General features: G+C 50.4%; 15 protein-coding genes. 8 read left to right on the top strand and 7 right to left on the bottom strand.

Annotated features, from left to right (window positions below):
• Window position 1 precedes the first annotated feature (1 nt).
• The 6 genes from mnmG to rpmH all read right to left on the bottom strand — a co-directional run bounded on the left by mnmG (window position 2) and on the right by rpmH (window position 5,914).
• The gene (gene mnmG / locus KIH86_RS00130) at window positions 2-1,891 is read right to left on the bottom strand and encodes a tRNA uridine-5-carboxymethylaminomethyl(34) synthesis enzyme MnmG (RefSeq protein WP_223087901.1); all 1,890 of its coding nucleotides are present in this window, start codon (window positions 1,889-1,891) and stop codon (window positions 2-4) included.
• Between the two features lie 92 nt (window positions 1,892-1,983).
• Window positions 1,984-3,360, bottom strand: coding sequence for a tRNA uridine-5-carboxymethylaminomethyl(34) synthesis GTPase MnmE (gene mnmE, locus KIH86_RS00125; protein ID WP_223087904.1), 1,377 nt, complete (start codon window positions 3,358-3,360; stop codon window positions 1,984-1,986).
• Between the two features lie 96 nt (window positions 3,361-3,456).
• Window positions 3,457-4,194, bottom strand: coding sequence for an RNA-binding cell elongation regulator Jag/EloR (jag, locus tag KIH86_RS00120; protein WP_223087906.1), 738 nt, complete (start codon window positions 4,192-4,194; stop codon window positions 3,457-3,459).
• Complete coding sequence (locus KIH86_RS00115; RefSeq protein WP_262416652.1) at window positions 4,191-4,976, bottom strand: YidC/Oxa1 family membrane protein insertase; 786 nt, start codon at window positions 4,974-4,976, stop codon at window positions 4,191-4,193. The genes jag and KIH86_RS00115 overlap by 4 nt, the downstream gene beginning before the upstream one ends.
• Window positions 4,977-5,119: 143 nt before the next feature.
• Complete coding sequence (gene rnpA, locus KIH86_RS00110; protein WP_223087947.1) at window positions 5,120-5,470, bottom strand: ribonuclease P protein component; 351 nt, start codon at window positions 5,468-5,470, stop codon at window positions 5,120-5,122.
• A gap of 309 nt (window positions 5,471-5,779) precedes the next feature.
• Window positions 5,780-5,914, bottom strand: a complete 135-nt coding sequence (gene rpmH / locus KIH86_RS00105; RefSeq protein WP_025337168.1) for a 50S ribosomal protein L34 — start codon at window positions 5,912-5,914, stop codon at window positions 5,780-5,782.
• Window positions 5,915-6,577: 663 nt separating this feature from the next.
• Between rpmH and dnaA the strand changes: the two genes are divergently transcribed.
• From dnaA to gyrB, 6 genes are all read left to right on the top strand, one after another.
• Window positions 6,578-7,924 carry a chromosomal replication initiator protein DnaA gene (gene dnaA, locus KIH86_RS00100; protein WP_223087911.1) on the top strand — a complete coding sequence of 449 codons (1,347 nt, stop codon included), beginning with the start codon at window positions 6,578-6,580 and terminating at the stop codon, window positions 7,922-7,924.
• 169 nt (window positions 7,925-8,093) lie between these two features.
• A complete protein-coding gene (dnaN, locus tag KIH86_RS00095) occupies window positions 8,094-9,236 on the top strand; it encodes a DNA polymerase III subunit beta (RefSeq protein ID WP_223087914.1) in 1,143 nt (380 codons plus the stop codon).
• Between the two features lie 46 nt (window positions 9,237-9,282).
• Complete coding sequence (gene yaaA / locus KIH86_RS00090) at window positions 9,283-9,510, top strand: S4 domain-containing protein YaaA (protein WP_223087918.1); 228 nt, start codon at window positions 9,283-9,285, stop codon at window positions 9,508-9,510.
• A gap of 150 nt (window positions 9,511-9,660) precedes the next feature.
• The gene (recF, locus tag KIH86_RS00085) at window positions 9,661-10,779 is read left to right on the top strand and encodes a DNA replication/repair protein RecF (protein ID WP_223087921.1); all 1,119 of its coding nucleotides are present in this window, start codon (window positions 9,661-9,663) and stop codon (window positions 10,777-10,779) included.
• Between the two features lie 22 nt (window positions 10,780-10,801).
• Window positions 10,802-11,050: an extracellular matrix regulator RemB gene (remB, locus tag KIH86_RS00080; protein WP_223087923.1), complete on the top strand. Its 249-nt coding sequence runs from the start codon at window positions 10,802-10,804 to the stop codon at window positions 11,048-11,050.
• A gap of 45 nt (window positions 11,051-11,095) precedes the next feature.
• Window positions 11,096-13,006 (top strand): DNA topoisomerase (ATP-hydrolyzing) subunit B, encoded by a 1,911-nt coding sequence (gyrB, locus tag KIH86_RS00075; RefSeq protein ID WP_223087926.1) that lies wholly within the window; start codon window positions 11,096-11,098, stop codon window positions 13,004-13,006.
• A gap of 131 nt (window positions 13,007-13,137) precedes the next feature.
• On the opposite strand, the gene KIH86_RS00070 is transcribed toward gyrB, so the two are convergent.
• Window positions 13,138-13,992 carry a YheC/YheD family protein gene (locus tag KIH86_RS00070; protein WP_223087928.1) on the bottom strand — a complete coding sequence of 285 codons (855 nt, stop codon included), beginning with the start codon at window positions 13,990-13,992 and terminating at the stop codon, window positions 13,138-13,140.
• Between the two features lie 305 nt (window positions 13,993-14,297).
• On the opposite strand from KIH86_RS00070, the gene gyrA reads away from it, so the two are divergent.
• The gene (gene gyrA, locus KIH86_RS00065; protein ID WP_223087931.1) at window positions 14,298-16,829 is read left to right on the top strand and encodes a DNA gyrase subunit A; all 2,532 of its coding nucleotides are present in this window, start codon (window positions 14,298-14,300) and stop codon (window positions 16,827-16,829) included.
• Window positions 16,830-17,015: 186 nt separating this feature from the next.
• Window positions 17,016-18,101, top strand: a complete 1,086-nt coding sequence (locus KIH86_RS00060) for an HD-GYP domain-containing protein (RefSeq protein WP_223087933.1) — start codon at window positions 17,016-17,018, stop codon at window positions 18,099-18,101.
• The last annotated feature ends 289 nt before the right edge of the window (window positions 18,102-18,390 follow it).

The raw sequence follows: 18,390 nt of genomic DNA, 5'->3' as shown, positions 1-18,390 counted from the left end.
ATTATCCTTTCGCAGCGGCAGTTACCCGGTTGTAATGCTCCAGGTGAACCAGCAGAATGGAAATATCGGCAGGAGTGACACCCGAGATCCGGGAGGCCTGACCGATCGAGAGCGGCCGGATTTTGTCGAGCTTCTGACGTGCTTCAATAGCCAATCCATGTATGACACTGTAGTCGATGTCCTCAGGCAGCTTCTTCTGCTCCATCTTCTGCAGCCGTTCCACGTGCTGGAGCTGCTTCTCGATATAACCGGCATATTTGATCTGAATTTCCACCTGTTCTTTCATTTCATCATCCAGAACAATAGGCGGTGGCGAAATGCGTTCAATAACGGCATAATCGACTTCCGGACGACGCATCAGAACAAGCAGATTGCTTCCATCCACAATGGGGGCAGAGCCCTTCTCTTCCAAAATGGCGTTCACTTCAACCGGCTTCACTTTCGTGTCTTGAAGGCGTTGAATCTCTTGCTCGACCTTCGCCTTCTTATCGAGGAAAGCCGCGTAGCGGTCTTCCGAAATCAAGCCGATTTCATGGCCGATTGGCGTGAGCCGCAGGTCGGCATTGTCGTGGCGGAGCAGCAGACGGTATTCGGCCCGGGAAGTCAGCAAGCGATACGGCTCGTTGGTTCCCTTTGTCACGAGATCATCGATCAGTACACCAATATAGCCTTGGGAACGGTCCAGAACTACCGGCTCCTTGCCAAGCGCCTTCCGGGCGCCGTTGATGCCTGCCATAATGCCTTGTCCAGCTGCCTCCTCGTAGCCCGAGGTGCCATTGATTTGCCCGGCTGTGAACAGGCCTGGGAGCTTCTTGGTCTCTAGACTTGGCCACAGTTGGGTTGGAACCATAGCGTCATATTCAATCGCATAACCGTTGCGCATCATTTCTACCTTTTCCAGGCCGGGAATCGAGCGCAGTATCGACAGCTGTACATCCTCCGGCAGGCTGGTCGACAGCCCCTGGACATAATATTCCGCCGTACTCTTGCCTTCCGGTTCAAGGAAAATCTGATGCTTCGGCTTGTCGCTGAAACGGACTACCTTGTCTTCGATCGAAGGACAGTACCGGGGACCGGTGCCTTCAATAATACCCGTGAACATTGGAGCGCGATGCAGGTTGCTGTTAATAATACTGTGGGTCTCTTCAGATGTATAGGTTAACCAGCAGGGAAGCTGTTCATTATCGGAAGATTTGGTCTCATACGAAAAGAATTTCGGATGCTCGTCACCCGGTTGAATTTCCGTCTTGGAGAAATCGATGGTGTCCTTGTGCACACGCGGCGGCGTTCCGGTCTTGAACCGGACGAGTTCAAAGCCAAGCTCGCGCAGATGCTCGGACAGCTTAACGGATGGCTGCTGATTGTTCGGTCCGCTCTCATACGTCGTTTCACCCATAATGACCTTTCCGCGAAGGTAAGTGCCAGTCGTCAGAATGACGGATTTGGCACGATAGATCGTTCCGGTCTTGGTGATCACTCCGCAGCACACATCATCCTCAACGACAAGCCGTTCTACCATACCTTGACGGAGCGTCAGGTTCGGGGTCTTCTCCATCGTTTCCTTCATTGTATGCTGGTATAGAAACTTGTCGGCTTGAGCGCGAAGCGCATGTACAGCCGGCCCCTTGCCGGTATTCAACATGCGAAGCTGTATAAAGGTCTTATCGATATTCCGGCCCATTTCCCCGCCGAGCGCATCGATTTCGCGAACAACATGCCCTTTAGCCGGTCCCCCAATGGACGGGTTGCACGGCATAAAAGCGATCATATCCAGATTAATCGTAACCATCAGCGTATTACAGCCCATGCGGGCGGCGGCTAGAGCCGCTTCGCTTCCGGCATGACCAGCGCCGATGACGATAACGTCATAACGGCCTCCTTCATAACTCATTTCCTAATCCTCCTTCTATATGGAAGGATGAGCGCACGCCCATCCCATTCTTCTATTAAATATAATGATTCGAACAGCCGATCATAAATGTCTTACTTGCCTAAACAGAACTGCGAGAAAATTTGATCCAGCAACGAGTCGGCAGCCGTATCTCCGACAATCTCGCCAAGCTGTTCCCAAGCAAGCCGAACGTCGATTTGGATCATATCGATCGGGATCAGCTGCTCGGCAGCCTCATACGCATCCGTCAGGGACTGACGGGCCTTATTCAGGAGCGCGACGTGACGGACATTGCTGACATAGGTCATATCCCCCGATTCCAGCTTGCCGCCGAAGAACAGTTCGGAGATGGACTCTTCCAGCCGATCAAGCCCCTCTTCTTCCAATACCGACATGGACACGATAGCAGATTCGTCGAAATACTGCAGAAGCTGCCCTTTATCCAAACGCTGCGGTAAGTCCATTTTATTCATGATACATAAAACTTGTCTACCGCGGATTTGTTCCATAAGTTCCAATTCATCGTCATGCAGCGGCTCGCTTGCGTTCAGTACGAGCAGGATGAGGTCCGCTTCATTCACGGCGGCTTTGGATCGCTCAACTCCGATCTTCTCAACTACATCCATCGTCTCCCGAATCCCGGCGGTATCCAGAAGCTTGAGCGGGATCTGATTGATCGTGACATACTCTTCAATCACATCGCGTGTTGTTCCCGGAATATCAGTTACGATCGCTTTGTTCTCACGAGCAAGCGCATTAAGCAGGGAGGATTTCCCCACATTGGGCCGTCCAATGATAGCCGTTGTGATTCCTTCTCTGAGAATCTTGCCCTGCGAAGCAGTCTTGAGGAGCCGGTCAATGCCGGTGATGACCTCCTCGCTCTTCTCCTTAATGAACTCGGCTGTCAGCATCTCCACATCATGCTCCGGATAGTCGATGTTCACTTCGATGTGAGCCAGAAGCTCAAGCAGGGATTGCCGCAGCGTCCCAATCCGTTGAGACAAAGAGCCGTCGACCTGTTTCAAGGCTATAGAGAAAGCCCGGTCCGACTTCGAACGAATCAGGTCGATGACGGCCTCTGCCTGGGACAGGTCAATACGTCCCCCCAGGAAAGCACGCTTGGTGAACTCACCCGGTTCCGCCAGGCGGATCTGCTGCTGCAGCAAAATATCCATCACCCTGCGGACGGAGATGATGCCTCCATGGGTACTGATCTCCACCACATCTTCGGTTGTGAACGAACGGGGCGCCCGCATAATCGTAACCAGCACCTCTTCCAGTACCTCTCCACTCTCAGGGTGTACAATATGTCCATAATGAACGGTGTGGCTCGGCGCCTCAGTCAGCTGCTTCCCGCCGCGAAACAGAGCCGCCACCTGAGGAATGCTGTCCGGTCCGCTAACCCGGATGATCGCGATTCCTCCCTCGCCTACCGCTGATGATACTGCGGCGATTGTATCGCTAATCATGAGTAAATTACCTTCACCTTTCTGAATGACTTGATCCTGCCTGTTGAAAAAAACAATGACTCCTTATTGGTCAAGGAGTCATTGCGGCTATAATCTCTACTTCAATGTAATGACGACCCGGCGGTTAGGTTCCTCGCCTTTGCTAAAGGTGTTCACCTGGCGATGGTCCTGAAGTCTGGAGTGAATGATCTTCCGCTCCTGCGGTGACATCGGCTCCAGCATGACTTCCTTGCGGGTTCGGACGACTCGGCTAGCCAGACGGTCAGCCAGATCTTCAAGCGTCTTCTTGCGCCGTTCACGAAAATTCTCAGCGTCCAAGATCAGACGGACATAGCTATCAGAGTAACGGTTGGCAACAATATTGGCCAAATATTGCAATGCATCAAGGGTTTGTCCTCTTCTGCCAATCAGCTGCCCGAGATCGGGACCGGAGATTTGCAGGAGATCGGCATCTTTACCCGGTACAACTTCTACTTGAACCTGAAGCCCCATCGTAGCGGCTACGTCCACAACAAAGCGTACAGCCTCCCGGTAGGCTTCCTCCGCTTGGTTTCCGGAATCTTGGCGGGACACACCGCCGGTCGCCTCTTCTCTCGTCTCGGATGTTTCATTCTGCTGAGGCAGTGACGGAGCACTCGCCGCTGGAATCGGTGACTGCCCGGGAAGGAGCGTAAGCTCCACCTTCGCATCTTTCGCACCGATTAATCCCAGGAATCCTTTGGAGGGCTGTTCAAGCACGTTGATCGTAACCTTATCCTCGCTGACCGCGAGTTCCGCGAGTCCGCGCTTTACAGCTTCTTCAATGGTTTTCCCTGTTGCGACGACCTTGTTCATTTGGACTTTTTGGCCTCCTTCAGCTTCGCTGGTTTGCCTTTACCGCCGGAACCGGTATCCACGGCAGCCACCTGCGGAGTGCTTCCATGATTCCGGTACAAGAAGTAGTTCTGAATAATCGTGTATAGGTTACTGAATACCCAGTACAGCGGGAGAGCAGACGGGAAATTGTAAGACATGACGAAGATCAATACGGGATAGACCATCATCATGAACTGCATCGGACCCTGCATCTGAGAAGGATTCATCTTCGTCATCATCCGGGTCTGCAGGAACGTCGTAATGGCTGCAATTGCCGGAAGGATGAAGTACTTGTCCGGTTTGCCAAGGTACAACCATAGGAAGTTGTGGTCGCGAAGCAGCGGATTATAATAGATGGAATTGTACAATGCGATAAAGATCGGCATTTGAACAATCAGCGGAAGACATCCGGCCATCGGATTGACCTTGTTCTCCTGGAACAGCTTCATCGTTTCCTGCTGAACCTTTTCCGGATTGTCTTTATATTTTTTCTGGATTTTCTGAAGCTCCGGCTGAATGGCCTGCATCGCCCTAGAACTCTTGACTTGCTTGATGGTTAGCGGCAAAATGAGGGTACGGACAATAATCACCATGACCAATACGGCCAGAGCGTATTCCCCGTTAAACCATTTGGCGAATGTGTCCAGAGCTACGGCAAAATAATACACAACATTGCTCTGCCAGAAGCCCCCGTTCTTCAAATCTTCCGTCGTATGCGTAACTGTAGCCGATTGACCGCAGCCTGACAGAACAGCCACCATCAGGATCATTACGGCGATGAGGAGAAATCTTTTTCCTCGTCTAGTCTTCAATAGAGACACTTCATAACCCCTCTCTTAAACATTCCACTGCATCGTAAATCATACCATAATTATGAAGACAAATAAACACGCCACCGGCTTCCCTATTTGCGCGAGGCCTTGAGCAGCTTGGCTTTGCGCAGCACGTGCAGGACGCTTTTTTCAAGCTCGGCATAACTCATATTGAGCGCGCCCTTCCGCACAATAAACACCATGTCCAGCCCGCCGGCAATCTCCGGTTCATGATGCCGTACAATTTCCTTCACAAGCCTCCGCATCCGGTTGCGTACGACGGCATTTCCGACCTTTTTGCTGACTGATACGCCTACCCGGAACCGCTCCACTTGCTTTCGGTTGAACCAGTACACCACGAATTGATAGTTTGCAAACGACTTGCCATGTCTGTATACGCGGCTGAAGTCCGCACGGTTTCGTAAACGCAAGCTTTTTTGCACGGAAATCTCCTTCATCAAAGACCCTTCTGCAGGCTCTTCGAATTTTTTCTTCTAATATATTATAGGCACCGGACCATAACGTTAAACGGATCTCTTTTGGGCCATCTAAGCAAGAAGAAACGCCTGGCGATATCGGTAGACGCCCGTGCGTTTCCTGTCAAATAATAAGCCGACCCTCTGCGCTAACTAAAGCACCCTACGTTCCTCTCCCTCTTTTTGGCGGAGATCCAGCAATTTTCAGAGGCGTGCCGCTTATTCATCTCTTATAGTTGAAAAAAAAGACCACCGTAGTGGTCTTGTCAGCGTGAATTACGCACTCAGAACTTTTCTGCCTTTCAAGCGGCGGGCAGCCAGCACTTTGCGGCCGTTCTTCGTACTCATTCTTGCACGAAACCCGTGTACTTTCTTGCGCTTGCTCACATTCGGTTTGAACGTCGGTCTCATGTATTGCACCTCCCTTACTGGAACTTAAATGACTGTCTATCAACGGCTCAGCCGTCCCTCACGGACAGTAACAGCAGCTCGTCATCTTTATTATTCTGGGAAAGTTTTCACAGAAAACACCTTTATATATTAAATCATAAAACAAAACCCGAAGTCAACTGTTTTAGTTGCTTCATGCCTTCCTCATTATATGTGGAGTTTATCCACAATCCTGAGCCGAATAACGCTTACTCACAATCCTTCGCTGTTATCCACCGTTGTCCACAGTCCCCATATTCACTTTCCCCGATTGCCGACAACCTGTGTATAAAAAAATCGGCATCTACGGAATCATGTCGAACCCTATACAAATTATCAACAATATGTAGTGTTGTGGTTAAAATTTATACACAAGGCGTTGATTTTGTGGATAAAATCGGCGCGTTCATTGAAAAACAAGGTTACTTTTGCTATGATGGTATTACTTTTGAATGTGAATAGATTTGATTGTCCTCCATATTATCAACAAGTTGTGGATAAAGTTGTGAACAATTCAAGTTTATCCATATTTTTTTGTCTTTTCTTCCTGCGTACTGGGGATAAAGTCTCCATCAATTTATTTTCTTCGACATTTCCACTTCATGGCTCAAGCCACATTTGGAAGACTTAAAGGAGTGACAGTGTGTGGAAAGCCATACTTCCGAATTATGGCAGCAGATTTTATCGATTATCCAAACCAAATTAAGCAAACCAAGCTTCGACACCTGGTTTAAGGCAACCAAAGCGATTTCCCTCAATGCGCAGTCGCTGATTATCTCGGCGCCGACGACATTTGCGGTCGAATGGCTGGAGAGTAGGTATACGAAGCTGGTTGGAGCTACTGTATATGAAGTAACCGGCAATCAGGTCGACGTCAAGTTTGTGATCGAAGAGAACAAGCCCGCCGAGCCTGTCGTGCAGGTATCCCCCGGACCTCCCGCCGTCTCCCGCGAAGAAGCCCAGACGCATATGCTGAACCCCAAATATACGTTCGACACGTTCGTCATCGGTTCCGGCAACCGGTTCGCGCATGCTGCTTCGCTTGCTGTAGCGGAAGCGCCGGCCAAAGCCTATAATCCCTTGTTTCTGTACGGAGGAGTTGGACTCGGCAAAACCCATTTGATGCACGCGATCGGCCACTATATTTTGGAGCATAATCCCAGCAATAAGGTGATCTACATTTCATCAGAGAAATTCACGAATGAATTCATCAATTCAATCCGCGACAATCGCGGCGAAAGCTTCCGCAACAAGTACCGGAACGTAGACATCCTGCTGATTGACGACATTCAGTTCCTGGCGGGCAAGGAATCAACCCAGGAGGAATTTTTCCATACATTCAACGCCCTGCATGAAGAACGCAAGCAGATCATAATCTCCAGCGACCGTCCGCCTAAGGAAATTCCGACGCTTGAGGAACGGCTGCGTTCAAGGTTCGAATGGGGTTTGATCACCGATATTCAGCCACCGGATCTGGAGACGCGGATCGCCATTCTGCGCAAGAAGGCGAAGGCGGAGAATCTGGACATCCCGAATGAAGCGATGATGTATATCGCCAACCAAATCGATACAAACATCCGTGAGCTGGAAGGCGCTCTCATTCGAGTCGTAGCCTACTCGTCCCTGACGAATCAGGATGTAACGACACACCTGGCCGCCGAAGCATTGAAGGATATCATCCCGTCCAACCGGCCGAAGATGATCACGATTCAAGACATCCAGCAGAAGGTTGGCGAATACTACAACCTGAGGCTGGAGGACTTCAAAGCGCGTAAACGAACGAAAGCTGTCGCCTTTCCTCGGCAGATTGCCATGTATCTCTCCCGGGAGCTGACAGATTATTCGCTGCCGAAGATCGGAGAAGCCTTTGGAGGCAGGGACCATACGACCGTCATTCACGCCCATGAGAAAATCAGCCAATCGATCAAGGTCGATCAGGATCTGTATAAAGTGGTCAACAATATTTCAGAGAAAATAAAAAACCCTTCTTAACTTCAAAGGAATAAACAAGCCTATACACAATCTATACACATGTGCGTAGGCTTAATTTTATGTTGTTCGCCCGGCTTATCCACATATTCGGCGCCCCTACTACTAATACTATTATTAAAAAGATTAAAACATTCTTCATTCAAGCCATTATTGATCTAGGAGTGAAAATATGAAAATCAGCATTCTTAAAAATGAACTCAACGAATCCATTCAACATGTATCGAAGGCTATATCCAGCCGTACAACCATTCCGATTCTTACCGGTATCAAGCTGGAGGTCACGCATCAGGGCGTCACTCTGACTGCAAGCGACACGGATATTTCCATCCAATCGTTTATACCAACCGAGGATGAAAGCCAGCAGATCGTGAAAGTGGACAGACCCGGCAGCGTTGTGCTGCCAGCCAAATTTTTCGTTGAAATCATTAAGAAGCTGCCGTCCAAAGAAATCCAGATGGAAGTCAAAGAAGGCTTTCAGACCTTTATCTCTTCCGGATCGACGGAAATTCAGATGGTGGGTCTTGATCCGGAAGAATTCCCGGTACTGCCGAACATCGAAGGCAACGAAACCATTTCGCTGCCAGGCGATCTGTTGAAGAATATGATCAAGCAGACTTCTTTCTCTATTTCAACTCAAGAGACAACGCCAATCTTAACCGGTATTCTGTGGAATCTGAACGAAGGGGAATTCAAATTCACAGCGACGGACCGCCACCGGCTTGCCACCAGAGCTGCGAGACTGGAAGGGACCGAAGACGTCAAATTCAGCAATGTCGTCATTGCCGGCAAGACGCTGAACGAACTGAGCAAAATTATCCCCGACCAGAATATGCTGATCGATATCGTCGTAGCCGATAATCAGGTGCTGTTCAAGCTTGACCGCGTGCTGTTCTACACCCGAATTCTGGACGGCGTCTATCCGGATACTTCTAGAATTATTCCGACCGTGTACAAAACAGAACTGACGCTGGAAACAAAAAAGCTGAGCGAGTCGATTGACCGGGCTTATTTGCTGTCCCGTGAGGAGAAAACGAATATTGTCCGTCTTCAGACGCTGGAACAGGGCGGCATTGAAATCTCCTCCAGCTCATCCGAGCTGGGCAAGGTTCGGGAAGAACTCGATCTCATTGATTTCAAAGGGGAGCCGCTGAAAATCTCGTTCAACTCCAAATATATGCTGGACGTACTCAAAGTAATCGACAGCGAACAGCTGACGATCGCTTTTACCGGAATGATGAGCCCGATTATCCTGAAGCCGCTGGATGAGAGTCAGGCTTTGTATGTCATTCTGCCTTATCGAACGACAAATTAACGCCGGTTCCACGGCTGTGGATAAGCGGCGGAGAGGAAAAGAAACGATGAAAAAAGTAGTTATCCACAGTGGATATATTAAACTGGATTCATTCTTGAAGCTGGCGGATTGTGTATCCACAGGCGGGATGGCGAAGGCGCTGCTTCAGGAAGGCCTTGTGACGGTGAATGGGGAACGGGAAGAACGCCGGGGCAGAAAGCTGTATCCGGGGGACAAGGTGGAAGTTCAAGGCGAAGGTTCGTTTGAGATAGAGGGCGAAGCAAGCGAAGCGTAGAACCTTAAGAGTTAGCCGAAAGTTCAAAAAAAGTGGTATAATGATGGTTAAGAGTCCCGCAAAGTACCCGGTCATTCTCAAGGGCCAGGGATGCGCTTTGCGGGTTTCTTCATGGAAGCCGTGCTTCTACAATGGGGGAGGAACCTTCTAGTGTTTGTGAACCGAATAAGCCTTCGCCATTACCGCAATTACGAAGCGCTGATGCTGGAGGGACTTGGGGATGTCAATCTCATTCTCGGGCAGAACGCGCAGGGCAAGACGAATCTTGTTGAAGCTCTCTACTGCCTGGCAATGACCAAAAGCCACCGGACTTCCAAAGACCGGGAATTGATTGCCTTTAACGCTCCGGACGGAGCCGCCCATATAGAAGCCGAAGTAGCTCGGAAATACGGGAATCTGAAGCTTGAGCTGACTTATTCCTCGCAGGGGAAGAAGGCCAAGATCAATGGCCTGGAGCAGCGCCGGCTGAGCGAATTTGTCGGTTCGCTGAATGTGGTCATGTTCGCTCCGGAGGATCTCGAAATTGTGAAGGGCTCTCCCGGAATCCGGCGCCGGTTCCTGGATATGGAGATCGGGCAGGTTCAGCCGGGTTATCTCTTTCATCTGCAGCAGTATCAGAAGGTGCTTCTCCAGCGGGGGAATCTGCTGAAGCAGTTGTGGGGCAAGAAAGATGGCGGCGGGGCTATGCTGGAAATTTGGGATGCCCAATTGGCAGAGCATGGTGTTAAAATCGTCAAAAAAAGGAAACAATTCATTAAGAAGCTGCAGATTTGGGCAGAGGAGATCCATAGGGGGATTACGAACGGCGGAGAAGAGCTGAAGCTGCGGTATATTCCCTCTTTCGGAGAGCGCGAAGAGGAAGATGAAGCTGTCTTATTGGACAAATTTATGTTAAAGTTATCACAAACACGTGAACAGGAAATCCGGCGCGGCATGACTTTGACCGGCCCTCACCGGGATGATTTATCTTTCTTTATCAACAGCCGGGAGGCTTCGGTATACGGCTCGCAGGGACAGCAGCGTACGACCGCTCTTTCCTTGAAGCTTGCTGAAATCGAACTGATTCACGAAGAAATCGGAGAGTATCCCGTTCTGCTGCTGGATGATGTTCTGTCGGAGCTTGACCCGTACCGGCAGACGCAGCTGATCGAAACCTTTCAAAGCAAAGTGCAAACGTTCATTACGGCGACGGGGATCGAAAGCCTGAACGCCGATAGACTAAAAGGCGCCTGCCAGTTTCATGTCCACGGAGGAAGAATCGATTCCTAATCGAGCGGGGGGGAAGAAGAGCATGTACATTCATTTGGGCGGGGAAAAAATAATCCGGTCATCCGAAATGATCGCTATTTTTGATATATCCATAGAGAAATCCTCCAAGCTGTCCAAACAGTTCGTAACTGCTGCTCTTCAGGATAAAAGACTGGAGCGGATCGGCGAAGAAGAAGCGAAATCGATAGTCGTCACACAGAACGCCGTGTATTATTCCCCTATTTCTTCTTCCACTCTCAAGAAACGCTCCAGGATACTGGCCGACAGCTGAGCAAGGCAGGATATTTGAGTTAATCTGAAAGAAGTAGGTGAAGGCATGTCAATGAATCAACCGACATATGATGAGAGCCAGATTCAGGTGCTTGAGGGGCTGGAAGCCGTCCGCAAGCGCCCCGGCATGTACATCGGTTCGACCAGTGTGAAGGGCTTGCACCATCTCGTATGGGAAGTCGTGGACAACAGTATCGACGAAGCGCTGGCCGGATATTGCAACCAGATTCAGGTGATCGTACATGAGGATAACAGCGTCACTGTTATCGATAACGGACGCGGAATTCCGGTAGGCGAGAATACGAAGCTGAAGAAATCGACGCTTGAAGTCGTTATGACCGTCCTGCATGCAGGCGGTAAATTCGGCGGCGGTGGATATAAAGTCTCCGGCGGTCTGCACGGGGTAGGTATTTCCGTCGTGAACGCCCTTTCGGAGAAAGTGGTCGTCACTGTCAAGCGCGACGGTCATATCTACCAGCAGGAGTATCGTCGCGGTGTTCCTCAATACGAGATCCGGACGATCGGTGAAACGGAAGAAACCGGAACGAAGACGACATTCACGCCAGACCCGGAGATATTTACCGAAACGACCGTCTTTGAATACAGCACGCTGCTTACCCGTATCCGGGAGCTTGCGTTCCTCAATAAAGGCATTGAAATTATGCTGAAGGACGAACGCAGCGGCGTTTCCAACACCTTCAAATACGACGGCGGCATTATGGAATATGTGAAATTCCTGAACGAGAAGAAGGAAGTGCTGCATGAAGAGCCGATTTATGTCGGCGGATCTCGCGAGATGATCCAGGTCGAAGTGGCCCTGCAGTACAATGATTCCTATACGGAAAATATTTATTCGTTCGCCAACAACATCAATACCCATGAGGGCGGAACGCATGAATCGGGTTTCAAAAGCGCGCTGACGCGCATCATCAATGATTATGCCCGCAAATCCGGCATGATCAAGGATAACAGCTCCAATCTGACGGGGGACGATGTCCGCGAGGGTCTGACGGCGATTATCTCCGTCAAGATACCTGAGCCCCAATTCGAGGGACAGACCAAAACCAAGCTCGGCAACAGCGAAGCCCGCGGGATTGTCGAATCGTTGTTCGGTGAGAAGCTGCAGGAATTCCTCGAAGAGAACCCGGCCGTCTCGCGCCGGATTCTGGAGAAGTCGCTGCAAGCTTCCCGCGCCCGCGAAGCGGCCCGCAAGGCACGCGAGCTGACGCGCCGCAAGAGCGCGCTTGAAGTCAGCGCCCTTCCGGGCAAGCTGGCGGACTGCTCCTCCAAGGACGCTTCGATCAGCGAGCTGTTCATCGTCGAAGGAGACTCTGCTGGCGGATCGGCCAAACAGGGCCGTGACCGTCATTTTCAGGCGATTCTGCCGCTTCGGGGCAAGATCCTGAACGTAGAGAAGGCAAGACTGGACCGAATCTTGTCCAATGCGGAAATCCGGGCCATTATCACAGCGCTTGGAACAGGGATTGGCGATGACTTCGATCTGTCCAAGGCCCGTTACCACAAAGTGGTCATCATGACCGACGCGGACGTCGACGGCGCGCATATCCGGACCCTGCTGCTGACCTTCTTCTACCGGTATATGCGGAAGATTGTCGAAGCCGGCTATATTTATATCGCCCAGCCTCCGCTCTTCAAGGTGGAGCGCAACAAAACCGTGCGTTACGCCGGCAGCGAAGCGGAGCGGGATGAAATCATCGCTTCCTTCGGCGAGAATGCCAAATACAATATCCAGCGGTACAAAGGTCTCGGTGAAATGAACGCCGCCCAGCTGTGGGAGACGACAATGGACCCGGAGAGCCGCAGCATGCTTCAGGTCACGATTGAAGACGCCATCCTGGCGGACAGCATCTTCGATACCCTGATGGGGGACAACGTGGAACCGCGGCGCGATTTTATACACGAACACGCCAAGACCGTCAGAAATCTGGATATTTAAGTACGGCAGGTGTATTCGCACCTATGCTTTTCATCCAGCAGCCTTCGGAACTTCCGGTTATCCGGGAGTTGCCGGAGGCTGTTTTTACGTCAGGAGCCTACCGGAGAATGCCTTGAAAAGTTGAAAAGTTGTTAAACGGGCGGCCGGCGGCGAAGGCTTGAATCGGGACTGAAGCCGGAGCGGCCGTAATGAGCGGCATAGCGACGGATTTTTCGGTAAGTTGAGGAGTCTGCGAATTTTTTAAATGCAATGAGGGATGGCATCGTATTGATCTCGAGAATCCAGATGTCATGGTGATTGTCTATGGCCACATCCAATCCGAGTTCACGGATGTCCGGATAAGCCGATTGCAGCCCATTGCTTGCGCGAACCCCCAGATTAGCCAGCTTTTTCAGAGTGCGCTCCAGTTCCCCGGTACTCATATGGCTGCCAAGCGGCTCATGGGGAGCCAGAACCTGTCCTCCGCTATGGTAGTTGGTCACGATTTTCTGCGGGGCGGCCATTCTGGCCAACATCCCTGTAGTCTCCCAATTCCCCTGCAGAGTCGTTTGAACGAGCACCCGAAGGTCGAAGGGGCGTTTTTTAAATTTTAGAAGGTCAATGCCTTTTTGGATAATATACAAACGGCCTCCGATGCGATCGGATATAGCCCGGTGCAGTTCCTCTACAGAGCGGAATACTTTAGCCTGCGTGCCGTAACGTAGAATATACACTGACTTCTGGACAGGCTCGATGCTATCCGATTCGGATTTCGTCAGATCTCCGTTTCTGGATGCCGAGGACAAGCTTCTAATCTCAGCTCGCATGACTCCGTTTCCGTATGTCCCGCGGTCCGGCTTGATATAGACCGTCTCATACATCAAGAGCATGTCACTCAGCGATACGTCATCAAACTTACGGGTTTCGGGAATATAAGGGGTCAGCAAGCGGTCTGACAAAATGGCTTCTGTCTTGGCCCATTTGCTGGCAACCCGCTGAATTCTCATGCTACTCCTCCCTCTGTACGTCTGAAATTTAAGGACAAGTGTTCTAAAGAATGATATAATTAAAAGATATGGGATGGTGTCCTTGTGCACGGTTTGTGCGTGTGTCTGCGGGCGGCTCCATAGCAGTCTATGGCGTCTTCGGGCTTACGGACAGGGCTGATATCCCGGTACATGCAGCGAAAGTTTTTAACCCCCGAGCGGTAGACGGGGACGTTTAATTGTGAGTTTTTTTAGAAAATACTAAGAGATAGGCATTAAGGAAACGGACACCCGTTTCTTCTTAACCGAAGGAGGTCCAGCAACTCATGGCTGAACAAAATAACCCGCAAATCAGGGATAGGGACATCGGTACCGAGATGCGCGAATCCTTCATGGATTACGCAATGAGCATCATTGTCAGCCGTGCGCTTCCTGACGTGCGGGACGGACTTAAGCCAGTGCATCGCCGCATTCTATATGCAATGTCGGAACTCGGCATGTCCCCGGACAAGCCATACAAGAAGTCGGCGAGAATCGTGGGCGAAGTTATCGGTAAGTATCATCCGCACGGCGACTCGGCCGTATATGAGACGATGGTCCGGATGGCACAGGACTTCTCCATGCGGTATATGCTCGTTGACGGCCACGGCAACTTTGGCTCGGTCGACGGTGACATGGCTGCGGCAATGCGTTATACGGAAGCGCGCCTTTCCAAGATTGCGATGGAAATGCTGCGCGATTTAAATAAAGAAACCGTTGACTTCAACCCGAACTATGATGGTGAGGAACAGGAGCCGGATGTGCTTCCTTCCCGCTTCCCGAACCTTCTTGTCAATGGTGTTGGCGGTATTGCCGTCGGCATGGCCACCAATATTCCGCCGCATAACCTCGGTGAGGTTGTAGACGGCGTGCAGGCCATGATCAAGAATCCGGACATCACGCCGATGGAACTGATGGAATACATCAAAGGGCCGGACTTCCCGACAGGCGGATTCATTCTGGGCCGTGAAGGAATTCGTCAGGCTTACCGTACGGGACGCGGTTCGGTAACGATGCGTGCGAAGGCTCTCATCGAGGACAATAACGGCAAGGCGCGGATCGTTGTCACCGAACTTCCTTACCAGGTCAATAAGGCACGTCTTGTGGAGAAGATTGCCGAACTGGTTCGCGAGAAGCGGATCGACGGTATTACCGACCTGCGCGACGAATCCGACCGCAACGGAATGCGCGTCGTGGTGGAGGTTCGCCGCGATGTGAATCCGAATGTGGTGCTGAACAACCTGTATAAGCATACGGCGATGCAGTCAACTTTCGGCATTAACATGCTGGCCATTGTCGGCAAAGAGCCGAAGGTACTGAATCTGCGCGACGTGCTGTACCATTATCTGCAGCATCAGATTAGCGTCATCCGCCGTCGGACCGAGTACGATCTTAAGAAGGCGGAAGCCCGGGCCCATATTCTGGAAGGATTGCGTATCGCTCTTGATAATCTGGATGAAGTCATCGCTCTGATCCGGGCGTCACGTACCGTGGATATCGCGCGCGACGGACTGATTTCTACCTTCGATCTTAGCGTGGAGCAGGCCCAGGCGATTCTGGATATGCGGATGCAGCGTCTGACCGGTCTGGAACGCGACAAGATCGAGAATGAGTACAATGAGCTGCTCGTCAAGATTGCAGAATATAAAGCCATCCTGGCTGATGAAGGGCTTGTTCTTGAGATTATCAACAACGAGCTGCAGGAAATCCGTGAGCGGTTTGGCGACGAACGCCGGACCGAGATCACGATCGGGGAAGAGAGCATCCTCGACGAGGACCTCATTCCGCGCGAGGAAGTCGTGATTACGGTAACGCATACCGGCTATATCAAGCGTCTACCGGTAACGACTTACCGGAGCCAGAAGCGCGGTGGACGAGGCGTTATAGGAATGGACACCAAGGATCAGGATTTTGTGGAGCATCTCTTTGTGAGCAATTCCCACAACTACCTCATGTTCTTCACCGATAAAGGCAAGGTCTACCGGATCAAAGCCTATGAAATACCGGAGCTTGGCCGCGCCGCCCGGGGAACTCCAATTATCAATCTGATTCAGATTGAACAAGGAGAGAAGATCAGCGCAGTCATTCAGATCGAGGAGGCCGACAGCGACAAGTATTTGTTCTTCGCCACCCGCGAGGGTATCGTGAAGAAGACGCCGCTTGAGGATTACAACAATATCCGCAAAGTCGGTCTGATCGCGATCAATCTTCGTGAAGAGGACGAGCTGATTGACGTGAAGCTTACGGACGGCAAGCAGAAGCTGATTCTCGGAACTGCAGACGGTATGTCCATTACCTTCTCGGAAGAAGATGTGCGTTCCATGGGAAGAAGCGCTACCGGGGTTAAAGGAATCACGCTCGATGACGATGACCATGTGATCGGTATGGATTGTATCGACAAGGAACTGGATGTGCTGATCGTAACTGCTAACGGATACGGCAAACGTACTCCTGCATCGGATTATCGTCTGCAGACCCGCGGCGGCAAGGGGATCAAGACCATTAATCTTACAGAGAAGAATGGCCGTGTAGTCAGCCTCAAGGTCGTTAAGCAGGAAGAGGATTTGATGATTATCACAACCGGCGGCACATTGATTCGGATGAGCATGGATGGCATCTCTACAATGGGTCGGTATGCACAGGGTGTGAAGTTGATCAATACCAGGGACGATGACTCCGTGTCAACTGTCTGCCGTACCGATAAGAGCGAAGAGGAGAACGAATTTGAAGAGTCCGTTGAAGGCGAATTGAACACATCAGCTGAGCTGGAAACGGAATCGGATGAAACTCCAAGTGATGATGAAGGTTCTGAAGAATAATAGAAAAGATTGAACACTTTGAAAGTATCTGCGGCTTAGAAGCTGACAGGTACTTTTTTTTTTGAAAAAAAAATTTAGAAGAATAAACCTTTCATACTAGTCTCTTCTTCATATCCATACTATAATTAGGTAAATAGTACCGTATCCGAAGATTCAGTAAGGTAAAGGATAGAGGAGTTGAATATAATGCCAAGTATCTCGGTAATGGAAGCGAAGCCGGGCTTAAAAATAAACCAGGATGTAATCACGCCTCTTGGTGGAACACTGTTTGAGAAGGGAAAAGTTTTGCTGCCCAGAGATATGGAGATTCTGGAAGCATTCTTTATTGAGCAGGTGGAAGTGGATGGTGCAGAAGAAGAGAACGGGCCGGTGGAAGCCTCGAAGAATTCCGACAAAGGTGGAGTGAAGCCGACAGCCGGAACCATATCCTACAGCCGGACTCCGCTTCATGATGAGTATGACAAAATGCTGGCGTTGATCAAGCGCTGTTACAGCTTGGCTGCCGGCGGCAGCCTGCCGATTCTGGAGCTACGCAGCGGAGTAGAAGCGCTCACCGCCCAGATCAAGGATTATCATGTGCTCAATTTTACCCCGCGTCATTTCAGCGAACGGGATTACGTGTATCATCATGCCGTATTGTGTGCCCTTACTTCTTATAAAATCGCCCAGTGGTGCGGTCATCCTCAAAGGGACTGGCTCCAGGCCGCCTTTGCAGGGCTCTTGCATGACATTGGCAATGTGAAGGTAGATCCGGCCGTTCTGAATAATCCAGGGACTCTTACAGCTGCCGAGCGTAATGAGATGCGCAGACATACGACCTATGGCTATCAGATTCTTCGAAACGTCACGGCAATCAATGAAGGTGTCAGACTTGCGGCGCTTCAGCATCATGAGAAGGTAGACGGTTCCGGATATCCGCTCCGGCTTCAGGGCAGTCAGATTCATTTCTATGCCAAAATCGTAGCAGTAGCCGATATTTTTCATGCGATGACGATGGAACGTATTTATAAAAAGGCGCAGTCGCCTTATCTGGTGCTGGAACAAATCCAGAAGGAGGGCTTCGGCAAGCTCGATCCGGCTATCGTTCAGACGTTTATCAATAAAACTACGGAGTTTCATAATGGAATGAAAGTCCGGCTCAGTGATGGTGTCAGGGGAGAAATCATATTCTCCGACCGCAGTAACCCGACTCGTCCGATGGTTAATGTGAACGGCCGAATCATTAACCTGGCGAGCTCACGTGAGCTATATATTCAAGAGATCATACACTAAACAGGAGGGTGGCAGATGATGCCACTCTTTTTTTGTGAAAAAAGCTTGCAGATAGTTATCTGATATGGTATATTCTAATTCCGGCCAAGAAATACGAGCTGCTGAGTCATGAATAAGAAATAAAAAAGCTTGCATTTATAACTTGGCTGTGATAAGATATAAAAGTTGCTGATGAGAAACACAAGCGACGATGAAAGTCTTAAATGAAGCTTGATCTTTGAAAACTGAACAACGAGTGAGTATTAAAGAGAAGAAATTCTCGTCAGATTCAAAATGAGCAATCAGCTTT

The organism is Paenibacillus sinensis (genome assembly GCF_019904155.1).
Classification (GTDB): domain Bacteria; phylum Bacillota; class Bacilli; order Paenibacillales; family Paenibacillaceae; genus Paenibacillus_AQ; species Paenibacillus_AQ sinensis.
This window is presented reverse-complemented; position numbering and strand designations above follow the sequence as displayed.

What these genes read in the sequence shown, in the direction of transcription:
- KIH86_RS00070 (WP_223087928.1), bottom strand. Translation starts at nt 13,992, where the DNA reads ATGAGAATTCAGCGGGTTGCCAGCAAATGGGCCAAGACAGAAGCCATT.
- mnmG (WP_223087901.1), bottom strand. Translation starts at nt 1,891, where the DNA reads ATGAGTTATGAAGGAGGCCGTTATGACGTTATCGTCATCGGCGCTGGT.
- dnaN (WP_223087914.1), top strand. Translation starts at nt 8,094, where the DNA reads ATGAAAATCAGCATTCTTAAAAATGAACTCAACGAATCCATTCAACAT.
- mnmE (WP_223087904.1), bottom strand. Translation starts at nt 3,360, where the DNA reads ATGATTAGCGATACAATCGCCGCAGTATCATCAGCGGTAGGCGAGGGA.
- KIH86_RS00115 (WP_262416652.1), bottom strand. Translation starts at nt 4,976, where the DNA reads ATGGTGGCTGTTCTGTCAGGCTGCGGTCAATCGGCTACAGTTACGCAT.
- remB (WP_223087923.1), top strand. Translation starts at nt 10,802, where the DNA reads ATGTACATTCATTTGGGCGGGGAAAAAATAATCCGGTCATCCGAAATG.
- KIH86_RS00060 (WP_223087933.1), top strand. Translation starts at nt 17,016, where the DNA reads ATGCCAAGTATCTCGGTAATGGAAGCGAAGCCGGGCTTAAAAATAAAC.
- gyrB (WP_223087926.1), top strand. Translation starts at nt 11,096, where the DNA reads ATGTCAATGAATCAACCGACATATGATGAGAGCCAGATTCAGGTGCTT.
- gyrA (WP_223087931.1), top strand. Translation starts at nt 14,298, where the DNA reads ATGGCTGAACAAAATAACCCGCAAATCAGGGATAGGGACATCGGTACC.
- jag (WP_223087906.1), bottom strand. Translation starts at nt 4,194, where the DNA reads ATGAACAAGGTCGTCGCAACAGGGAAAACCATTGAAGAAGCTGTAAAG.
- rpmH (WP_025337168.1), bottom strand. Translation starts at nt 5,914, where the DNA reads ATGAGACCGACGTTCAAACCGAATGTGAGCAAGCGCAAGAAAGTACAC.
- yaaA (WP_223087918.1), top strand. Translation starts at nt 9,283, where the DNA reads ATGAAAAAAGTAGTTATCCACAGTGGATATATTAAACTGGATTCATTC.